The sequence below is a fragment of the Chryseobacterium sp. 6424 genome (assembly GCF_003692615.1).
Classification (GTDB): Bacteria; Bacteroidota; Bacteroidia; order Flavobacteriales; family Weeksellaceae; genus Kaistella.
Map to the genome: position 1 here is coordinate 1,627,383 of NZ_CP023540.1, position 18,625 is coordinate 1,646,007.

The 18,625-nt window shown below is 37.1% G+C and carries 12 protein-coding genes and 1 pseudogene; 1 reads left to right on the forward strand and 12 read right to left on the reverse strand.

The genetic code is table 11. The features are described 5' to 3' along the window. Window positions 1–25: 25 nt before the first annotated feature. Together CO230_RS07570 and CO230_RS07575 are read right to left on the reverse strand one after the other, a co-directional pair. Window positions 26–2,113: an outer membrane beta-barrel protein gene (locus CO230_RS07570; protein ID WP_122028046.1), complete on the reverse strand. Its 2,088-nt coding sequence runs from the start codon at window positions 2,111–2,113 to the stop codon at window positions 26–28. Between the two features lie 50 nt (window positions 2,114–2,163). Further along, entirely contained in the window at window positions 2,164–2,385 is a 222-nt protein-coding gene (locus CO230_RS07575) for a hypothetical protein (protein ID WP_122028047.1), read from the reverse strand. Window positions 2,386–2,724: 339 nt separating this feature from the next. Here CO230_RS07575 and CO230_RS07580 point away from each other — a divergent pair, with 339 nt between their 5' ends. Continuing rightward, window positions 2,725–4,368 (forward strand): AraC family transcriptional regulator, encoded by a 1,644-nt coding sequence (locus CO230_RS07580; protein ID WP_228438070.1) that lies wholly within the window; start codon window positions 2,725–2,727, stop codon window positions 4,366–4,368. Between the two features lie 30 nt (window positions 4,369–4,398). Here CO230_RS07580 and CO230_RS07585 read toward each other — a convergent pair whose 3' ends face one another. From CO230_RS07585 to CO230_RS07630, 10 genes and pseudogenes are all read right to left on the reverse strand, one after another. Further along, window positions 4,399–6,963 carry a hypothetical protein gene (locus tag CO230_RS07585; RefSeq protein ID WP_122028049.1) on the reverse strand — a complete coding sequence of 855 codons (2,565 nt, stop codon included), beginning with the start codon at window positions 6,961–6,963 and terminating at the stop codon, window positions 4,399–4,401. A gap of 86 nt (window positions 6,964–7,049) precedes the next feature. Next, window positions 7,050–7,802, reverse strand: coding sequence for a GLPGLI family protein (locus CO230_RS07590; protein WP_122028050.1), 753 nt, complete (start codon window positions 7,800–7,802; stop codon window positions 7,050–7,052). A gap of 88 nt (window positions 7,803–7,890) precedes the next feature. Beyond that, the gene (locus tag CO230_RS07595; protein ID WP_122028051.1) at window positions 7,891–8,181 is read right to left on the reverse strand and encodes a hypothetical protein; all 291 of its coding nucleotides are present in this window, start codon (window positions 8,179–8,181) and stop codon (window positions 7,891–7,893) included. A 297-nt stretch (window positions 8,182–8,478) separates the two neighbouring features. After that, window positions 8,479–9,735 (reverse strand): site-specific integrase, encoded by a 1,257-nt coding sequence (locus tag CO230_RS07600; RefSeq protein ID WP_122028052.1) that lies wholly within the window; start codon window positions 9,733–9,735, stop codon window positions 8,479–8,481. A 361-nt stretch (window positions 9,736–10,096) separates the two neighbouring features. Further along, window positions 10,097–10,432, reverse strand: coding sequence for a DUF1493 family protein (locus CO230_RS07605; protein WP_122028053.1), 336 nt, complete (start codon window positions 10,430–10,432; stop codon window positions 10,097–10,099). Next, window positions 10,422–17,066: an RHS repeat-associated core domain-containing protein gene (locus CO230_RS07610; protein WP_228438073.1), complete on the reverse strand. Its 6,645-nt coding sequence runs from the start codon at window positions 17,064–17,066 to the stop codon at window positions 10,422–10,424. Before CO230_RS07610 ends, CO230_RS07605 begins: the two co-directional genes overlap by 11 nt. Before the next feature lie 10 nt (window positions 17,067–17,076). Continuing rightward, entirely contained in the window at window positions 17,077–17,529 is a 453-nt protein-coding gene (locus CO230_RS07615; RefSeq protein ID WP_122028054.1) for a T9SS type A sorting domain-containing protein, read from the reverse strand. A 25-nt stretch (window positions 17,530–17,554) separates the two neighbouring features. After that, window positions 17,555–17,770 (reverse strand): RteC domain-containing protein, encoded by a 216-nt coding sequence (locus CO230_RS07620; protein WP_122028055.1) that lies wholly within the window; start codon window positions 17,768–17,770, stop codon window positions 17,555–17,557. A gap of 31 nt (window positions 17,771–17,801) precedes the next feature. After that, window positions 17,802–17,957, reverse strand: a pseudogene (locus tag CO230_RS07625) (SOS mutagenesis and repair protein UmuC); the annotation flags it as partial. Then, window positions 17,957–18,433, reverse strand: coding sequence for a LexA family protein (locus CO230_RS07630; RefSeq protein WP_122028056.1), 477 nt, complete (start codon window positions 18,431–18,433; stop codon window positions 17,957–17,959). The gene CO230_RS07630 and the pseudogene CO230_RS07625, both read right to left, overlap by 1 nt. Window positions 18,434–18,625 lie beyond the last annotated feature (192 nt).

An 18,625-nucleotide genomic window follows, 5' to 3' on the forward strand; every position in this document is an offset into this window, starting at 1 on the left:
ACTACAAACAAATTATGTAAAAATCTTAAAATGTCGATGCAGGATCTGTGGAGTTATTTAGTTTTTTCTGCATCTGCAGTTTCTTACCGCTTGAGAAATCATAACTCAAGCCGAGCACAAACATGTTTTTGTTGTTATAAATGTTTGAAATCCTTTCATTAGATACTATACTACCTGCCAAAGTCTTATTATGATAGTGTGACGGCATGCCAATCCAATAAAAACCAGTTGAAAACCTTAAATTTTTATAATTATAGGACGCAAATAGATGGTTTTGATTTTCATCTATACTTAAGAAAGCACCGTTAATCTGATAAATTGGTAAATTGAAATTGTAATAAACTCCAACATTTTTAAATTGAGATGAAAGTCCAAAACTACTGCGTACAAATTCACTTTTAAACGATCGTCCATCATTAACTTTTAACATCATTGAAACAGGTTGAATAAAAGTTTTTATGACCAAAATTTGCGTTCCGAACGGCTTATAAGCGCCACTAAATTGAATTCCTTTTTCATTAAAATCAGCATTTTGATACGTCAATGCATAACCGCTTGTTTCGGAATCCACTTCAAAAATCTGAGCAAAATATTTGTCAACGATGTTATAAAAAGCATTCAAATTAAAGTCAATCTTTTTTCCACCATAGGAATAAATAAGATTGTTTCGGAATAAATGCTGAGACTTCAATAAAGGATTTCCACGCTGTACAATGTTAGGAACGATTTGTACCACGTTGCTACTCAACGCTGAAGCCCAAGGACTATTCGATGTATAACTGCTCGTTAACCGCAAACTCTGATTTTTTGCCAATTCATAACTCAAAACCATTTTCGGCGTTGGTGCCCAATCGTCTTGTATAGTTTCTGCACTTTTGTTGTGGACGTTGGTTACCCCAATTCCGAAACGGTACGAAAGTTTATCTTTCTTACCCGAATATTCCGTGTAGAGATATTGCGTGAGATAATTCACAGAATATTCAGACGAACCAATCAAATTCACCAAATCATTATTTATAAAAGTATTGGAAATTCTGTAACCGGAACTCAATTTCCCTTTTTCAAAATTATGGGTGTGTGCAATTTCCCCGACAATTCCCGTCTGCTTTGCCTTTAGGTTCATATCGTTATTAAACACATCGGTGTTGGTGGCGATATTCCATTCTCGGTCAAACTGATAAGATTTGGTATCGTAGTAGGATCCGATTAAATTCAAACTTAACTCGTCTTTTTTACCGATATTTTTTGAGTAATACAAATCTACAGAAGGGTTCAAATAATTGGAATTGCTGTTGTGAATGGTATTATGCAAGGTTTCTGAAGCATCCTTTGTAAACAAACTTGCTCCAAGTCCTTTATTGAAACTTGAATTCAGAACCATATTAAATTTTGCCTGAAATGCATACTTTCCTGCATCCACATTCGCATATCGTAACCCTATATTCTGATAAGTGTATCCAAAATGGTCTTTTTGCTGTTCTTCCGAGCGGTAATGACTATTGTTTAAAGAATAGCCGTAAACCTTGTCCACGATACGGTTGTCATAATCCCTCAAATTGATGGAATATTCCAAGCCAAAATCATTTTTACCTTTCGTATATCCTGCGTAAGCCGAGCCGTTTACAAATCCTGTAGTTAATGCCGAAGTAACGTCTCCACCGTAAGAATACCCAACTTCGGGATTTCTTGTAATGATGTTTACCACGGTATCGGCGCGTTGGGAATATCTTGCAGGCGGAATATCGAAATATTCAACACGAACAACATTGGTCGGTACAATGCTCTTTATTTGGTTGTCCGAGGCTTCAATGCCGTTAATCAGAAAAAGCGTTTTTCCTCCTTTAATGCTTACGATGGTATTTGAAATGGGATCAAGTTGCAATTCTGGAAGTGTAGATAACAAATCCTTGGAATGTCTTGCTTTTTCCAATGCTTCTTTATCAAAAGTATAATTGGCATGGTCGGAAAATTGTTTTTTTCGTTGCAATTTTATAAGAACCTCTTTAATTTCTTTTGTAGTAATACTATCATTTTTATTTTGTGCTCCTACAAAATAAAAGGATGTTAAAGCACAAGGAAAAGAAATTAATTTTATAAAATTTATTTTTACCATAATTCTAAATTTACATTTTATAAATGTAAACAATCATCTAATGAATTATATTACCAATTATGCCCATCTTTTACAGGAGGATCTTTAGGTGTATTATCCATTTGGGTATTGTTTTCTGCATTAGTCTGTATATTTGCAGAATCATTAACCGTTTTTGCTGCAAACTTTAAGTTTTGATTTTCAGAAAAATCTGAGATTTGTTCTGCTTCTCGACATCCAATTGCTGAGAATAATAAAGTAGCTAAAGCTACGAATGAGATAAACTTTTTCATATTTTTTTATTGTTTTAAAGTTTATCCCGGCCGGGAAATTTTTGTTTAGAATTCTGTGGCTAATGTATTAGGGTTAAAAAAATAGTGCAAGGATATGGCGTCCTGAACCAAGGAATTTAAGATTAGTGACGTCGCCATTTATAAATTACGACGCAAAAAAAATATTATTAACTGAAAATCAATATATTGAGTATTACATTATTTTTCTCGAATTTTCAGCCTGTCTAATGAAAATTGTCTATTTTTGAAACGAAGGTTCCATTTTAATATATTTCGATGAATTTTAAATCATACATCTTTTTAGTGTTTGTAGTATTCTCGTTTTCATTTTTATCAAAAATGAATGCGCAAGAGACTTACATTGATGCTAGAAAAAAATATGAAATGTATGAGCAGAATGACGATTCAGCGCTTCCCATAGTTAATAAATTTATTTATAAGGCTAAATCCGAAAAAAATTATGAACAATTAGCGCAAGGTTATGAAGATGCCTTTTATTTTAGTTCAAACCCAAATAAGAAATTAAAATATGCTGACAGCTGTATTAATGCATCTTTAAAAACTCATAATAATAATCTTATAAGTCGCTCTTACTTGGGAAAGGGCACAATTTATTATTTTAATTTTAAAAAATATCAGCCAGCGCTTTCAGAGTATCTGAAAGCATATGAATATTCTAAAAAAGGATCCGATGAATATCAAAGGTATAAGGTAATTTACCATATGGGTGTAGTCAAAAGCTATTTGGGATATTTCAATGAGGCTGTAAAACATTTCAAAGAATGTATTAGTTTTTTTGAACCTAAAACAAAAGGAAATTATCACCCAAATTTAATTTACAATAATAGCAAAGGATATCTCAATAGCTTGCACCAAGCAACCATTTGCTACAGAAACTTGAATAATTTCAGAAAAGCAGATTCTTTAGTGCAAGTAGGGTTGCAATTCACTAGCAGAACAAAAGATTTTCCTTTAGAAAAAGCCTATTATACAAAATGTAAAGGAATACTTGAATTTCATCAAAAAAAGTACGTTGAAGCAATTGGTAAACTTAATAGTGCCTTACCAATCTTGAAAAAAAATAATGATTTTGCATGGATTTCAGTTGCTGACTTTTATATTGGAAAAAGTTATTTGGGAATGGGAGATCAGGCGAAGGCTATAAAACAATTTGAAAAGGTAGATTCTATTTTTCAAAAGCATTCTTTCATCGTTCCAGAACTCAGAGAAAATTATGAATTATTAATAAAATTCTGCAAAGAAAAAAAAGATTATAAGCAAGAGTTGTATTACACTAATAATTTGCTTCGAGCCGACAGTATTTTAACGAAGGACTTTCCATACCTTTCTGCAAAAATTCATAAAGATTACGATACTCAAATTTTAGAAGATGCTAAAATTAAACTTGAGAATCAAAATCATTGGAGCTTACGTGCCATTTTTCTATTAGTTTTTGTAGTTGGAATACTTTTATTTACTGCTTGGAAACTTTATAAAAAGGAAAAGAATATTAGAATAAAATATTCCGAGTTAGAGGTAAAATTACTAAACCATCAAAAATCAGAACCATTAATTTCTTACGAAAACATACCTCAAAAAAGTAAATCTGTAATAAGCAAGGAAGTATTTTCAGATTTGGAAAAAAAATTAGATCAATTTGTGATTTCAAAAAACTTTAAGGAAAATGGATTAACACTTCCACAACTTGCGGAGAATTTCGGAACTAACACAACTTATCTTTCACAATACATTAATGATGTGAAAGGAATGAATTTTAATAAATACCTATCAACATTAAGAATTAATTACATTACCGAGCGTATGTATAATGATCCTAAAGTTTTGGGGTACTCTGTACAGGGATTAGCAGATGAATGTGGAATTTTTTCCAGGCAAAATTTTTCGGATTTGTTTTTAGAAATTAACGGGATTCGTCCGACGGATTTTATTAAGCAAAGAAAAAAAGAATTAGAAAATAAGTGATTTTATCTCTATTATTTAATTTTAATCCTCCTAAAAATACCATTTCATTCCTCCCATTATGTAACCATGCATCGCGCTTATTTTGCTCTCTTCTATACCTTGGGAGGAAACCATGTTGCTAATAAATTGAAAGCTATTTAAATTTAATACATTATTAAATAACAAGGTAAATTCAATATTAGAATTTTCTTTACGATAAGACACTTGCCCACCTAAAAGAAAATTTTCCCGTTTATTTTTGGGTGTTTTCTGCATGAGATAATCGCCCAAAACATTAGCAATAACGGTTTTTTTGATGTTCGTTCTGAAGCCTAAAGAGACTTTTATGCTTTCCTGCGTAGAGGAAACATCAAAAAGAGTCTGGTTATACCAAGTTTCAGTAAGTGTATATCCAAAATCGAACTGTACAGGGAATTTTTTGAAATTTGACGATAGTTTTTGCCCTATTTCTATATTATTAAGCTGCAAATTGTTTGGTAATGTATTTATGAAATTATTAGAATCTGTTTTTAGTCCAATAATTTTGGATTTCAAAGAAAACAAGCCAAATCGCCTGTCATCAGAAATTATGAGCAACCAACGGTCTTTTAAATTCCCTGTAAGGTTATAAATCTCAGAAAAAAGACCAAAATTTAATGTATTTGTTGTAAAATTAGGTTTAGATTTCTCATACATCAGAGTAAAGTACAAAAGGTTTCCTTTCTCGAGATTAAATCTCAGGTAACTGAATTTATAGGTATCTGTAGAAGATAATGTTTCAGGGAGCAAATCTTTGTTTTGGGTAAATGTAAGATTCCTATCGAAGTTTTTTACATACAGTAGCTGCGAAAAATCCGGTAATTGGAAATGTGAGGAATATTCTAATGAAAAATCATTTGTGATACGGCTTTCAGGACGATATTTTATTCTGAAATTTTTTGATAAAAAATGTTCATTTTCGTTATTTAATTGCATATAATTTGACGCCACTGATCCCGAAAAATCAAATTTACCAACAACTTTTCTTATAAAGAGTTCGTTGTTATAAATGTAGGATTTCAAACTTTGAGTAGAATTGTTTCCAAACGAAGTTTCCGACCAATATGCACGATTTTCTGATATATTTATTCCCGAATGAAATGCTATATCTGCAAATTTGAAATTATTTTTTAGATCAAAATCAAGATTATAATTATTAGTTTGTATATCAAGACTTTGGGCTATTTCTTTAAAGGGCGTATTAAATAGATTTGAGGTGGAATTGATATGCAAATCATCTGAAGAATAGTTGTTTTGCTGGGCAAATGCTAAGATAAGATTAATATTATTGATTTTTTTATTCCAAGATAAAAAATTGGTGATTGAATTATTCGATGTTTGATTTTCAATTGTATATAATTCTGAAGTAAAATCTGTACTTCTATTAATTTGCTGTTTGAAACTATCTCGAATAGGATTATAGCCAAAATTATAATACAAAAAACTATTGTCCCTAAAAGATTGTTTCAGTTTAATTTGAGTTGTGCCAAAATATCCGCTGTTATCTTCTTTGCGCTGTTCATTGAAATTAAATGATGTTGATATAGTAGGAAAAGCGGTTCTGTTTGTTGCAAGTAATTTTGACAATTGTACATTATTGAAAACCGAAAATGCAGCTACTGAAAATTTTTCAGATGATTTTGAATATTGTAGAGCACCAAATTGGTTTGCTTTGGAATCGACCTTCCCATCGTTATTCAAAAAACTTGGAATTTCTATTTGTGATATATTTGTAGAATATTTCACGTCTTCCTGCCGATTCATTTCTCTAAAGTCTGAATAGCTGATCGGATCACGAGCAATATTATTGCCATCACCAACGAATGCCAAATTACCCATCTTATTAAACCTAAAAAGATTCGCGTGCCCAAGGTAATTGTTTTTATTTCCGTAAGATCCTTCTAAGTTTCCAGAAATTTTACCTTTATATTCGTCTTTCAGTTTCAAGTTCAACGCGGTTGACTGAGAACCACTAACTGTCGTATAATTTTGCCATAAATCCACACCCTCCAACATATCAGCAGTAATATTTTGCGTAGCCAACTTGTGATTTTTGCCGAAAAACTCATTGCCATCAATTAATACTTGCCCAATTGCATTACCTTTAAAAGTCACTTTGCCATTATCATTTATATCAAGTCCAGGAAGTTTTTTGATTAGGTCTTCTGCAGTTCTTTCAGTGCCATCCTTTACGGTTTTTAAATTATACGAAATCGTATCCTCTTTACTCTTAGCAATCTTCGGACGGGCTTTTATTTCAACAGTTTCAATTTCAGTGATTTGAGGTTCAAGTATAAAACTAAAATCTGTGTCCACATAAGTATTTATTTCAACAACTTTGGTTTTAAATTGCATAGAAGTAAACTTCAATGTATAATTTCCCTTTTCAGCAATTGAAAAAACACATTTTCCATTTTTGTCAGTTCTTTTAAAATCAATTGTATTGCTTTCTCGCTGTAATTGCACATTTACATTTTCAACAGAATTTTTTAAATTGTCACGAACAACAATGCTTATATTTTGTGCAGAAGTCAAAAAATAAAAAATAAAGAAAAGAAGTTGTAAAATACGTTTCATAATCAATTAAAAAGCCTAACAATAATGCTAGGCTTTGTGTATCATTACTGTTAAACAAACTTTTTCAAGATAATAATATAATGCTTTTATAACTGAATAGATTTTTTGATAACCGTAGGAGTTTCCTTTTGCTTTTTTATTTGCTCAGATTTTAGTTCCCACTCTTTACCGGCATAAACTTTAAGTTTTGGATTTGGTTTTTCAACTTCCTTTCCACTTGTATTATTGCTCACTTTTGTGGCATATATTGTGAAATCGGGTGCTTCGACTTTTAGAACTAATCCCGGAAAATTATAATACCAAGACGGTCCAATGTTAACTGGAATTTGTTCAGTATACCAAATCTTAATTATCCTGTCCGTACTTGTTGTAATTTCTGCAAGTTTACACTCAAAATTATCAATCTTTTGTGTTTCCTTTTTATACTCTATCTTTTTCCAAGTAGGTGTATATAATTCGTAAAATTCTTCATCTTGTGTACTATGATAAACATACAGCCCGTTCGAGTCAGCAGTTCTGTAATAGCGTGACACTTGAGGGCTTAACTTAACAACAGATTGTGCTTTGGTATTGTTAGATATTTGTTGTTCATTTCTAGAAAGTTCGGCAGCTACAGTCTCGCCATTAGTGTAGAAACTGTCACCTTTGTAATAGTATAAAAATTGTTTTTCAGGCTTCTTAAGTTGTTCCTGCAATTTAGCTTTTGCTTCATTGCTAATTGGCAAGTTTGCTACATTAACTGTTTTTACCATTTCATATTCAACACGCAACGGTTTTTGTGCATAACAAATGTTCATAGCACAAAATAAAAAAATCTGGAATAATATCCCTTTTTTCATAACAATAAAATAAATGTGTTAGGTAAAAGTAATTTTTTTTATCTAATAGACAAATTCCAATGCCCTTTTAGAGGGCACTGGAGTACTTCTAACAATCGTGCTCAATTTCAATATGGATTTCTGTAACAGTTATCGTAACAGTGACAGAACCATCTGCATTTGATTCAACTGATATGCTCTCTTCGCGAATATCAATAACTGTCAAACATCTTTTGAGAAATTCTTCTGCTTCCTGAATCGAATTGAATTTAAAAGACTTCACTGATTGGTTAATTGCCTTTTCAGTCTTTAACTCTGTTTTCACAACACTTTCATTAGTTTTTGCAAACCCTAATGTAATTCCACTTAAAAGGAAAGCAACAAAAAATAGCTTTTTCATAAGAATTAATTTTAATGATTAAATTATAAATGATAAACTTCAATGAATTTGTATTGCGCAATACCAAATATCAAATTTCTGTCGCTAAAATTATTATAACAACTACGATTATTCAACACAAGGTGGTCTCAAAGCATATAATTTACGAACTAGGACGCTAATATTTTAGGTAATATATTGGTTTATATAAAGTTAACGTTATCTGTTGGATATAGAAATTTACATCCATCATTACCATTTTTTAAATATTAGTATGCATCCTGTTATAATCCGTGTAAATTTTTCCATCAGACTTGGCTACATTCCAAGTCTTTCAACACTATTAATTTGAATATTTTGTTTTTGCTGAAAGACAAGTTTTAGATTTTCCATATCTGCACTTACTGTAGAATCCAAAATCTTTGCATAATGTTGCGTAGTCTTGATACTCTTGTGACCAAGCATTTTGCTCACGCTTTCAATAGAAACTCCATTTGAAAGTGTAACTGTAGTCGCAAAAGTATGTCTTGCAATGTGGTAAGTCAATTCTTTATCTATATCACAGATATCAGCAATCTCTTTCAAATAGGCATTCATTTTTTGATTGCTGAGAACGGGTAAAAGATTGCCAGAGTTGAGGCAGGTTTTATGGTCTTTATATTTTTCAATGATACCTTCTGCCTGCGGAAGTAATGGAATATTAGAGGTGGTTTTAGTTTTTTGTCGTTTCGTGAAAATCCACTTATTGCCATCTAACCCAAGATTGATATTTTTATGGGTCAATTTCTTTGTATCAATATAGGCAAGACCTGTAAAGCAACTAAAAAGAAAAATATCTCGAACCTGAGAAAGACGCTCATTTTTGAAATTCTTTGTCGAGAGTCGTTCCAATTCATCCTCATTTAAAAATACACGAGTAACTTCATTGAATTTAGATTGATAATTGAGATATGGATCTTTATCAAGCCAGCCATTCGCTAAACAAATCCGAATAATCTTTCCAAAATTTTTCAAATATTTTACTGCCGAATTATTGTTGCAACCTTTTTCTGTTTGTAGATAAAACTCAAAATCGTTAAGAAAGGCGTAATCAATTTTCTTTATATCAATATCATTGGTTTTGAATTTCCATTTTAAAAATGCTTTGGTGTGGCTCATACAGGTTTTGTACCTACCAAGTGTTCCGATGGCAAATTCTTTACCCACCAATTTTTCCATCCTATCGTTATGATCTTGAAAAATTGGGATGAGCATTCTGCTTTTGATATCCGTTCCGAGTAATTTATTTTTGAGCGATTCACAAGTGATTAATTCTTTATCCTTCATCAACTCGTGGTAGGCGTCATATACCCTCTGTTCAAAAGTTTTAAGATAGAAATTAAACGATTTAATCGCTTCGGAATTTCCATTCAACTTCTGACCAGCCGAATTCCATAACTGTGGTTTTGCAGTTCTTTTAACGCTTATTTCGGTAACGCGTCCATCGATGGTAATTCGTAAATAAATTGGAGCTTCACCTTGGGAGTTTATTTTCGTTTTTTTGACGTAGAAAAGTAGGTTGAAAGATTGGTTCATTTTGCCGTATCATTTTGGAGTTAAAATTACTCTGAAATAAACCCTGCTACAAGATGTTCAATCTTTGAATAAGCCCTTGCACAGGTGTTTTTCAAACTTTCCAGTGACCCTCTTTCAACCTTCTCGATAGGTCACTGAATAGGTCACTTTCAGATTGTGATAATTTGACTCTCTTTGGTGTCGGCACAAAACAAAAAATGCAGTAAAACCTCTATTTTGCTGCATTTTGTACTATTTTGATTTAATAGTTGCGATCCCTGCAGCTCAGAAACTCGGGTTTATGAACCACTGGCTTTGGGAAGACTGGAATAAGTTATTTTTGATATTTATTAATATGTAGGCCTTATATTAATTTTTTTCATTACATGTTATTATGTTTTTTACCCCAATAACCATTATCTAATGTCGAAACTAAATCTTTAATATAGATTTCATTTTCAATTTGTGGTTCTTTTTTAAAAAAAAGATGTACGAGAGTATTTATAAAAAAGCCAGACTCTTTCGGTATAAATTTGTTAAAACTATCCTTATTATATTCTATGTTAAAAGTCTTAAAAAATTTAAGTAATAACTCTGCGACATCATCACCGTCTAAACCTAAATCAGAAAGAGACTTATTAATATTTATTTTTTTTTTGTCAATACCAATTTCGTTAGACAAGTAATCTACTATGGCATTATAATTATTATTTTCCATTTATGATACCGTTATATATGGTTTGAGTATTATAAAGTGTTTTTCCTACATCGTACGCAAGAATTCCCCATCCAATTGGTCCTGCCATTCTACCTAAAAAACGCCCGAATACTTTAGTATATCTTAATGTTCCACCTCTAATATGTGTCGGAAGTCTCATTGGCATTTTCTGTGGTAATAATTTTGCTCCATATTTTGAAGCAAAAGAAGTTCCGTTAGACGCCCCTTCCATAACGAAGGGTTTACTTAACAATCCTTGATTATCCAAAGCTGCCGCTAATGACATAATATCTTTTATTCCAAATTGCTCTGCTGCTTGATCCACCAATATAGCACCATAAAGAGAACCTTTAGAATCATAATTTTTGCCATTGTACTTATAAGGCGGATCTTCAGTATCTTGAGAATTGCTTCCAATATCTCCTTTTCCCTTCTGGTAAGAATCATTTACATCAATTTCATGCATCGCGTGATTCAATCCTGCAACAATACCTCCAATTACCGCTCCTTGCCAGAAGTTTCCACCTGTTAGTTCCGCGCCAATACCTCCCGACAGCGCACCAAAAGCAATCTGGCCGACAGCTCTATTGGCAACATTTCCAGCGATTGCACCAAAAGCACTTGCTCCCAAACTTCCTAAAGCGCCAGACCAAAAAGCTTGAGAGAATGACCCTCCCTGCATCAATGATAAAGCTCCTTGCGCAACTGCATGTGCACCTGCCTGTACAAAGGCTGTTCCAACCTCTCCAAGAGCTTTTGCGAACGAGGTAGCGACTTGCACCCCGTCTTTGACGACGCTAAAGATACTGCCAATTCCAAAAGTAACCGCACCGGAAACCGCACCCCAGAACATAGATTTCAATGCTCCGCCAATGTTCCATTGCTTAATATTTCCAGTTACTGCAAGACCCACGGTGTAGCTGGCCAGACCAATTGCAGCACCAATGATTACAGCCTTCCAAAATAAAACGCCTAACCCAAGAAAAACAAAAAACTCACCACTCGGATCACTAAACATCAACGGATTATTCAGTACATACCCGTACTTGTTATAGTTTTGGGTGTTGAACATATCCTGTGTGTTCTCGTCTGCATTTAAGAATCTTCGTAACAGCGGGTCGTATAGCCTACCGTTCATGTGGATAAGTCCTACTTCGGTAAAATGTTCGTGGGATGTGTAGCCGCGGTCAATAAGCAATCCGCCATTTGATATAAAATCCCTTATCTGGTTTTCATCCGTTACAATGGCTCCGCCATTCACCTGCAGGTGTGTCAGGTTGCCCCAGGCGTCGTAATGCCTTTGCTCAACTTTATTTCCAGCCTCGTCGCTTATCGACAGAATACTGCCCAGGTAATCCTTGTGCAAAAATTTATAGGAACCGCTGCTCTCTGTATAATTCTTAACGAAAATAATGTTGCTTTCGTATGGAGAGCCGCCAATGTAGAGGATATGTTTCTCTTGGCCGGTCTGGTTGTTCCTCGTTATCTCGAAGGAGCCGTCCTCGCTGTAATATTTCGTAAACCTGCCCTCGCCATCCGTTGCGAAAGTTCCTCCATATGTAGCCAACTGTCGCATCTCGGTAAGACCGTACTCAAACCTTACATCGCCCTTTACGCCGTCTATAAATACAGGGTCGTTGTTCTCGTTATAGACGATCGTCTGCACAAGGTCGCTTGCAAGGTTCTGCTGTCCCGCAGCATTCAGCACGACCGAGGTAGGCCTGTAGACAAACTGGTTGTTCTCAAACTTCACGCTTCCCAGCATGTCGTTCTCCTTTATCCTTCCCTCGGCATCGTAACCGTTGGAGGAAATGCCGCCGGTTCTCGGATTAGTCCAGGAAACAAGCCGGTTGTTATCATCATAGTTAAAGCTCTCGAGAATATTGAAATCGCCTCCCGTGTTGCGGCTGTTAAGTTCATTTTTAATAGCATTGAAACTATAGTTAACCTGCAAGATAGTCTTACTCGCCGTAGTATGGCTGATGTTCATCAGGAAGCCGTTCTGATCGTAGATGTTCAGTATGTCTGTAGCGCCTAGTTTTGCCCGTGTTACCTGCCCCTTGGCGTTGGTCTCCTGCAATTCCCACAGTACCTTGCCGGTATTCTTATCTTTCAGCTGGAACAGTTCTCCACTCCAGCTATCGTACACATTCTCAATATTTGCCTTAGTGTATATGCCGGAAGAATAAAGCCCCTTCTCATAAGATGTTACCCGACCTTTGTCGTCGTAAACTAAGCCTTTCTGTGTGAAAACTCTGCCGTTGCTGTTCTCCGTAGTTTCCAGCACACGCCCGTAATTGTCATAGCTGATAGAGGAGCTAAAGGGCTTGCCTTTCGAGGTTCCGGACTTGCCGGTTATCATGCCCTTGCTGTTGTAGGAATAGCTGATCGTTTTATCCGTATTCTGGGTGCCGTCAGTGGTCACTTCACGTTGGGTAATGAGCTGGCCGAGGCTGTTGTAGGTATATTCCTTATAGCCTTTCGGGCTGGTTTCCTTTAACACCTGTCCAAAGGCATTATACTGGTATTTATAAAGACCGTTGGATGGGTCGTAAAACTCCGACTTCCGTCCCCATTCGTCATACTGGGTCGTTACGGTATTATTGCCATATTTTGCCTCCCGAACCTGGCCTGCGGCGTTAAGTTTAAAATTGATGACGCCGCCCTTGTCCTCGGACATAATGATGTTGCCCAGCGGATCCGCAGTCTGCTTTTTAAAGCGGTTGTTAGCGTTGGTCTCGGTGACTGTAACCGTCCTACCATTATAGGAGCTTTCTACTATTTTCCCCGTAAACGATGTAGCCTTTATCGGACGCGAATATTCGTCATACTGGATGGTATTCCATTTGGAGGCACCCTCGCCCTCATAGTAAGGCTCACTTTCGGCGGTCTTTCTTCCCAATTCGTCATATTGGGTATCCTTCGCAACATAGCGACCGCTGTTCACGGACTTCACCCTGGTCTTATAATTCTGGCCTATTTTATTGGTATAGGTCGCTTTTTCATCACCGTCAGGACCATATTCCGTAATGCGTGCATCGCCGTTATAAAACTTTTCATAGGTATATGTGGTAGTGCCGCCAAGGTTAGTCTTGGAAGTCAGCATTTTACCCCAGGCATCGTAGGTATTGGTCAGCTTATTGCCAAGTGGATCGGTCTGATCCAGCACCTGCCCCCAGTCGTTATAACTTATAGATGTCTGCAGGCCGAGGTTGTCGGTCTTCTTCACTACAAAACGTCCAGTAGCCTCATATTGCGCGCTCTCGCTCTGAGTGTTTCCATCTGCACTGTTGCTGATGGTTTTCGAGATCGTGTTTGCGAAGCCGTCATAAGAATAGGTCTCCCTTATCCAGCCGGAGTTATTCTGGTTCCAACTGGTCTTGCTTTTTAGTAGGTTGTTCTCGTATTCGTAATCCTCCTTGGCACCCTTGCTGTCGCCATATACCTGTACGGTCTCCGTCTTGGACTTCGGACGTCCGATATAGTAGTCTTTGCCGGTTCCTCCCGGATTGTGGAGATATTCCAGATTGGTCGTGGTAGTGGCAAAGCCGTTGTTGATGCTGCTCACCGTCTGCGTAGGCAGGTAGTATTCGTTATAGCTAATTACCGTACTAGTCGTCGTAATATCACGCTGGAAGTCCTTAGTCGTAGTTGTAACAGGCACAAGTGCATTCACGCCGTATGGCAGTGCGTCTTTCCGGTATTGCGTTGATTTGAAGGAGAGCAGTTGCGAGTTGTTAAACGATATGTCAGAAGGGAAAATTAGGTTCTCGTCTGCGGTCTTGATACTCCACTCTTTAACTGGAACACCTTCCTGTGCTGGGTCTATCTCTGCGCCACTCCAAACCACGGTACTGTTATTATAGATGCTGTACCATGAAGACCTTGCTGTTTGGCGGAAGCCTACCATACCGCGTCCGTGAAGATGTGAAACAAGCCCCTTATATCTAAAATCCTGCTTACGGTATTCCTGGGTAAGGCTGCCGACAATGTAGCTCTTATTCACCTTGTTGAGGGCCATGAATGGATACTGCATAGGATTATCTGCTTTATACTGATAACCCGGAACCAATTCAGCATACTGGACATCTGTAGTCAATTTTCCTTGGGTGATGGAGCTGATTCTCGAACTTGTCGGGATATGCTTGTAGTCCAGATATATGACATGTAGACGGGAGCAATTGCTTGTCGGACAGTCGTCGGGAGCACCAATTAAGATAATTTGCCGGTTAGTCTTGTTGATAAACAAAGGTTGGAACGGTATGACCTTCTGTCCAAAAGTTGGAGAGGAATAACTGAGCGTATTACCAAAACTAAATGGTAGCGTCGTGCTTCCCACAGCCGGAGTAGACGCCGGCCTGCTAGGCGAATACACGGATAGGTTCACATTCGTATATTCTTGAGAATCGTGCGCATTCCAACCATGGTTTCTCATAACAACCTTGTTTACGACTATCTCGCTCTTGCCATCCTGGTCCAAGTCTGTAGCCTGGTATTGGTAATAAGTTACAGTGCCATAATAACACCATGGCTCAGTGAAAAAATTCCTGTGCCTGCCATTCTCACTTATTTCCTGATTAACAGAAAAATAGATGAAATTATAATAGTCGTAAACGTCAAAACCTTTCCCGGTAGACAGATAGAACTTCCAATTGGATGTCTTATCAGCCTGCGGAACGGCCATATCCACCTTGCCGTCACCGTTAAAATCACCTAATATCTTTTTCGAGCCCAGACCCGACAAGGAGGTATACGGCATTGTCGATATCAGGGAATAGTTGCCGCCAGCATCGCGCTTGATATTGTAAAAATCCTGTAGGCTGTTTCCGCGGTCTGTATAAAGTTCTTCGATGCCGTCTCCATTAAAATCAGCACTTTCTAAAGACTGGTTTGTCGATGAGAGATTAAACCTTAAATAACTTTGGTCGTAAGGAACCTCCTGTTTTAAATCAAAAAATACAGTTGAGTTTTCGGTGTAGCTCTGATACTCAAAGCCCACATCCGGAGGCATAATTTTTTGCAATGTTGTATCGGTGGTATGATCCTTATCTACGGATGGCACCTGCGTATTGTCCTTTCTTAAATTTGACTGCGGCATTAGGATGGTGTCCTGTTCAAGATCGGTTATTGGTTCGGCACTGGCGACTGTAGTTTTCGACGCCTTCTTGTTGGCACTATACGGATCAATTGGCCCCTCGCTATAGCAAGTCAGTTCGTATGTGAAATCTAAGAGCACCTCCGATATACCGTCGCCATCATAGTCATATGATGCCACCCTCAGCAAGTTGGAAGGACTGCTATAGCAATTTGCTGGGTCGGACCATTCTCCTTCACCGTAAGCCTTGAAGTTTCCATATAATAGGATCTTAGAATATTTAAAATCAAGCGTGCGGCTCTGCAAGTTAAGCGCATAGATTCTAAACTCATAGTCGTACGCATTCGAGCCGTCTGTCCGGTTTTTCCTTACCGGTATTACAATGCCCGCATTCTCTCCAACGACGTTATTATGCTTATAACTGATAATTGCGGCGTCTCGAAAGTTGGCCAAAGTAAATTCAGAAGTATTGTAGCTAATGTTTACCGCTTCTGATTCAACATAGACCGACTTCTTGAAAGACAGTGTCCCGCTGTTGTTCATTTCGATAAAATCCGTCACGCCGTCATAGTCAAAGTCGCCATACTTCCTTGTGTTGACATTGCTCACGCTTGTTTCAATACGTGTAAGCGGACTGTTCGATGGATTACCCTGATAATTGAAGACTGCCGGATTGGCAGCCTCATCCTGCGAATTATATTCCGTTATAAGCGAGATTTTAGGATACCCATCGCTGGATGTGTGGGTTATCTGGTATCTTTTGAACTGGTTGCCGTTAGTTTTAACCTGGATGGAGTTCAATACCTTATCTTGTAGGAACTTTACGCCGTTTACATAGGACGTCTCGGTAAGCTCGCGGGTGGAGTAATAAAAATTAATCTGGTTGAAGTGGTTTTTGCCGAGGTTTTCATTTCCGCCCCAAGATATGCTGTTTATAGCCGCCACATTGTTCGACTGGAAATAGTTATAGCTTATGTAGTTTCCCTGAGCGTCCTTCCATTTGGTAATGTTATACTCGGCAGGAGTACGAGATTCCGCATTGTTCCCATACCATGCTTGGCTACCATCCTCGAAGGTTACCTCCCAATATTCAGGACCCGACCAGCCGTTTCCAGAGACGCTGCCAAGCGACCTTATCTTTACATTAGAGAATTTTTCCGTTAGATATTCCGCTCCACTAGCCCCGTAGGTGCCAGATTTTAAAAGCAGGCGCTGCCCGTTGAAACTGAAGAAATCACTGTCATCCAACTGGATTCCCTTTACCTCGCCGTCTTTCTCAATTGTCTTGCTCATTCGGGAAATACTCGTAATCCCGGACAGGCTCCAGCCATAGCCAGCAATTCCGTTGCCGGCACCGCTTGTGTACACAAGGTTAATTTGGGGTGCAACGGATTTTACCCCCTGCGGAAGTGCTATCGGCAGCGTATATTGCAACTGGCCGCCGCCATTAACATCAATATTACCCTGTGTGTCATGAAAATTCTGTGCAGGAATTATCCCTGCCATTAAAAACAGGAGGAAAAAATAAAGTGGCTTCATAGGAGAAAGTTTAGAGTTTGGTAATATTCCTGCTCATGGTGCGACCGTCCTTAAGCTGGAAGCTGAGGATATAAACACCCATGTACATTCCGATCATGTTTATATTTACGGTACGGTTCAGGTTGGGAAGGTTTTTCTTTGAGAAAACATTTGCCACCGTATTGTGCTGGTATAGGGTGACATTATCAATAAGCTGGTCGGCTTCGTCCGTCCAACTGATAGTAAGCATGTCCTGAACCGGGACAGGGTATATCTGCACCGTCGACCAGAACTGGTCCTCAGCGGTCTTGCTTTCGGTGGCAAGCTCTAGGATTGGATCCTCTTCTTTGGTGGGTTTTGCATATTGGTTGTCGCCGCGGTAGCGCTGGTTGCCCGCCTCGTCATATTTAAAATACAACTGCGTCTGGGCAAAAGCGGTACAGCAAGTAAACAGCAAAAAGAATAATAGTAAATTTGATTTCATATATTAATGTATTTTGATTAGTAATTTAATTTTCATCCGCATCCTCCATCCTTTTCTCTAAAGTATCTTTCAGGGTATCCAGAAACTTGGTCTTAGAGGATTTTCGGATTCTTATTTCAAGGAAAGTCCTGTGGAACTGCCCCAAATCAATGTTAAAGAGTTTCTCAAAATTTTCTGCAACATCTTTTAGTTCCACAGCGCCATTGTTAAAAACTCCATCAGCATGCAGAGCATAAAGCAATCGTCAACCTCCATTGTAAGTTCACGAATCTCCCCATCGTAATTCCTAACTTTTTGGCCTCATTACTTCTGGCAATAGCGCAACCATCGTTATTACTGAGAACAACAACCGGTTTATTACGCAACTCTGGTCGGAAGATCCTCTCGCAGCTCGCATAGAAATTATTACCGTCAATAAGGGCGAACATTATTTACGTAATTGGTGTAAGTTCCACGTAACTACACCCCAAAGTTCAAAATCTGTGTCCTCTGAAATATCCATATCCGAATAAGCAGGATTCTCGGATTTCAATTTTATTGTCTTTAGCCTATTTGACTCTGTACTGTATTTTGGTTTGTATCTTTTCACAAAAAATTCACCCTGATAAAACACTACGATAATATCGTTTTCAATAGGAATTTTGCCCTTATGAATAACCAAAATATCACCGTCAAAAATACCAATACCGTTTAAAGAGTCTCCTGTTACTTTGCCAAAAAATGTTACTTCTTTATCCTTAATCAAAAGTTTGAGAAGTTCGATATTGTCTTCAGCAAAATCTAAAGCCGTACTTTCAAAACTGCCATACCCACCGGCTTTAACCTTGGCAGGAAGAACAGGTAAGGAATAATCTTCGGTGTCTGAAATCGTAAATAAATCTATTTTGTTTTGTAGCCACATCATTCAAATTTAAAAAAATAAAGCAAATCAATGCAGAGTGGTGACCCAAATATTATGACAACTCATTAATAATCAGAATTATAAAAGTTATCCGCAAAAAAAAGTGGATGGAAAATATACAGCAAAGCAATGAGCAATCCCAAGCGTGGTGAAACAATGTGCAGGGTTGAGAAATGACGATTTTAATTATCTTTT

What these genes read in the sequence shown, in the direction of transcription:
- CO230_RS07570 (WP_122028046.1), bottom strand. Translation starts at nt 2,113, where the DNA reads ATGGTAAAAATAAATTTTATAAAATTAATTTCTTTTCCTTGTGCTTTA.
- CO230_RS07575 (WP_122028047.1), bottom strand. Translation starts at nt 2,385, where the DNA reads ATGAAAAAGTTTATCTCATTCGTAGCTTTAGCTACTTTATTATTCTCA.
- CO230_RS07580 (WP_228438070.1), top strand. Translation starts at nt 2,725, where the DNA reads ATGAATGCGCAAGAGACTTACATTGATGCTAGAAAAAAATATGAAATG.
- CO230_RS07585 (WP_122028049.1), bottom strand. Translation starts at nt 6,963, where the DNA reads ATGAAACGTATTTTACAACTTCTTTTCTTTATTTTTTATTTTTTGACT.
- CO230_RS07590 (WP_122028050.1), bottom strand. Translation starts at nt 7,802, where the DNA reads ATGAAAAAAGGGATATTATTCCAGATTTTTTTATTTTGTGCTATGAAC.
- CO230_RS07595 (WP_122028051.1), bottom strand. Translation starts at nt 8,181, where the DNA reads ATGAAAAAGCTATTTTTTGTTGCTTTCCTTTTAAGTGGAATTACATTA.
- CO230_RS07600 (WP_122028052.1), bottom strand. Translation starts at nt 9,735, where the DNA reads ATGAACCAATCTTTCAACCTACTTTTCTACGTCAAAAAAACGAAAATA.
- CO230_RS07605 (WP_122028053.1), bottom strand. Translation starts at nt 10,432, where the DNA reads ATGGAAAATAATAATTATAATGCCATAGTAGATTACTTGTCTAACGAA.
- CO230_RS07610 (WP_228438073.1), bottom strand. Translation starts at nt 17,066, where the DNA reads ATGAAGCCACTTTATTTTTTCCTCCTGTTTTTAATGGCAGGGATAATT.
- CO230_RS07615 (WP_122028054.1), bottom strand. Translation starts at nt 17,529, where the DNA reads ATGAAATCAAATTTACTATTATTCTTTTTGCTGTTTACTTGCTGTACC.
- CO230_RS07630 (WP_122028056.1), bottom strand. Translation starts at nt 18,433, where the DNA reads ATGATGTGGCTACAAAACAAAATAGATTTATTTACGATTTCAGACACC.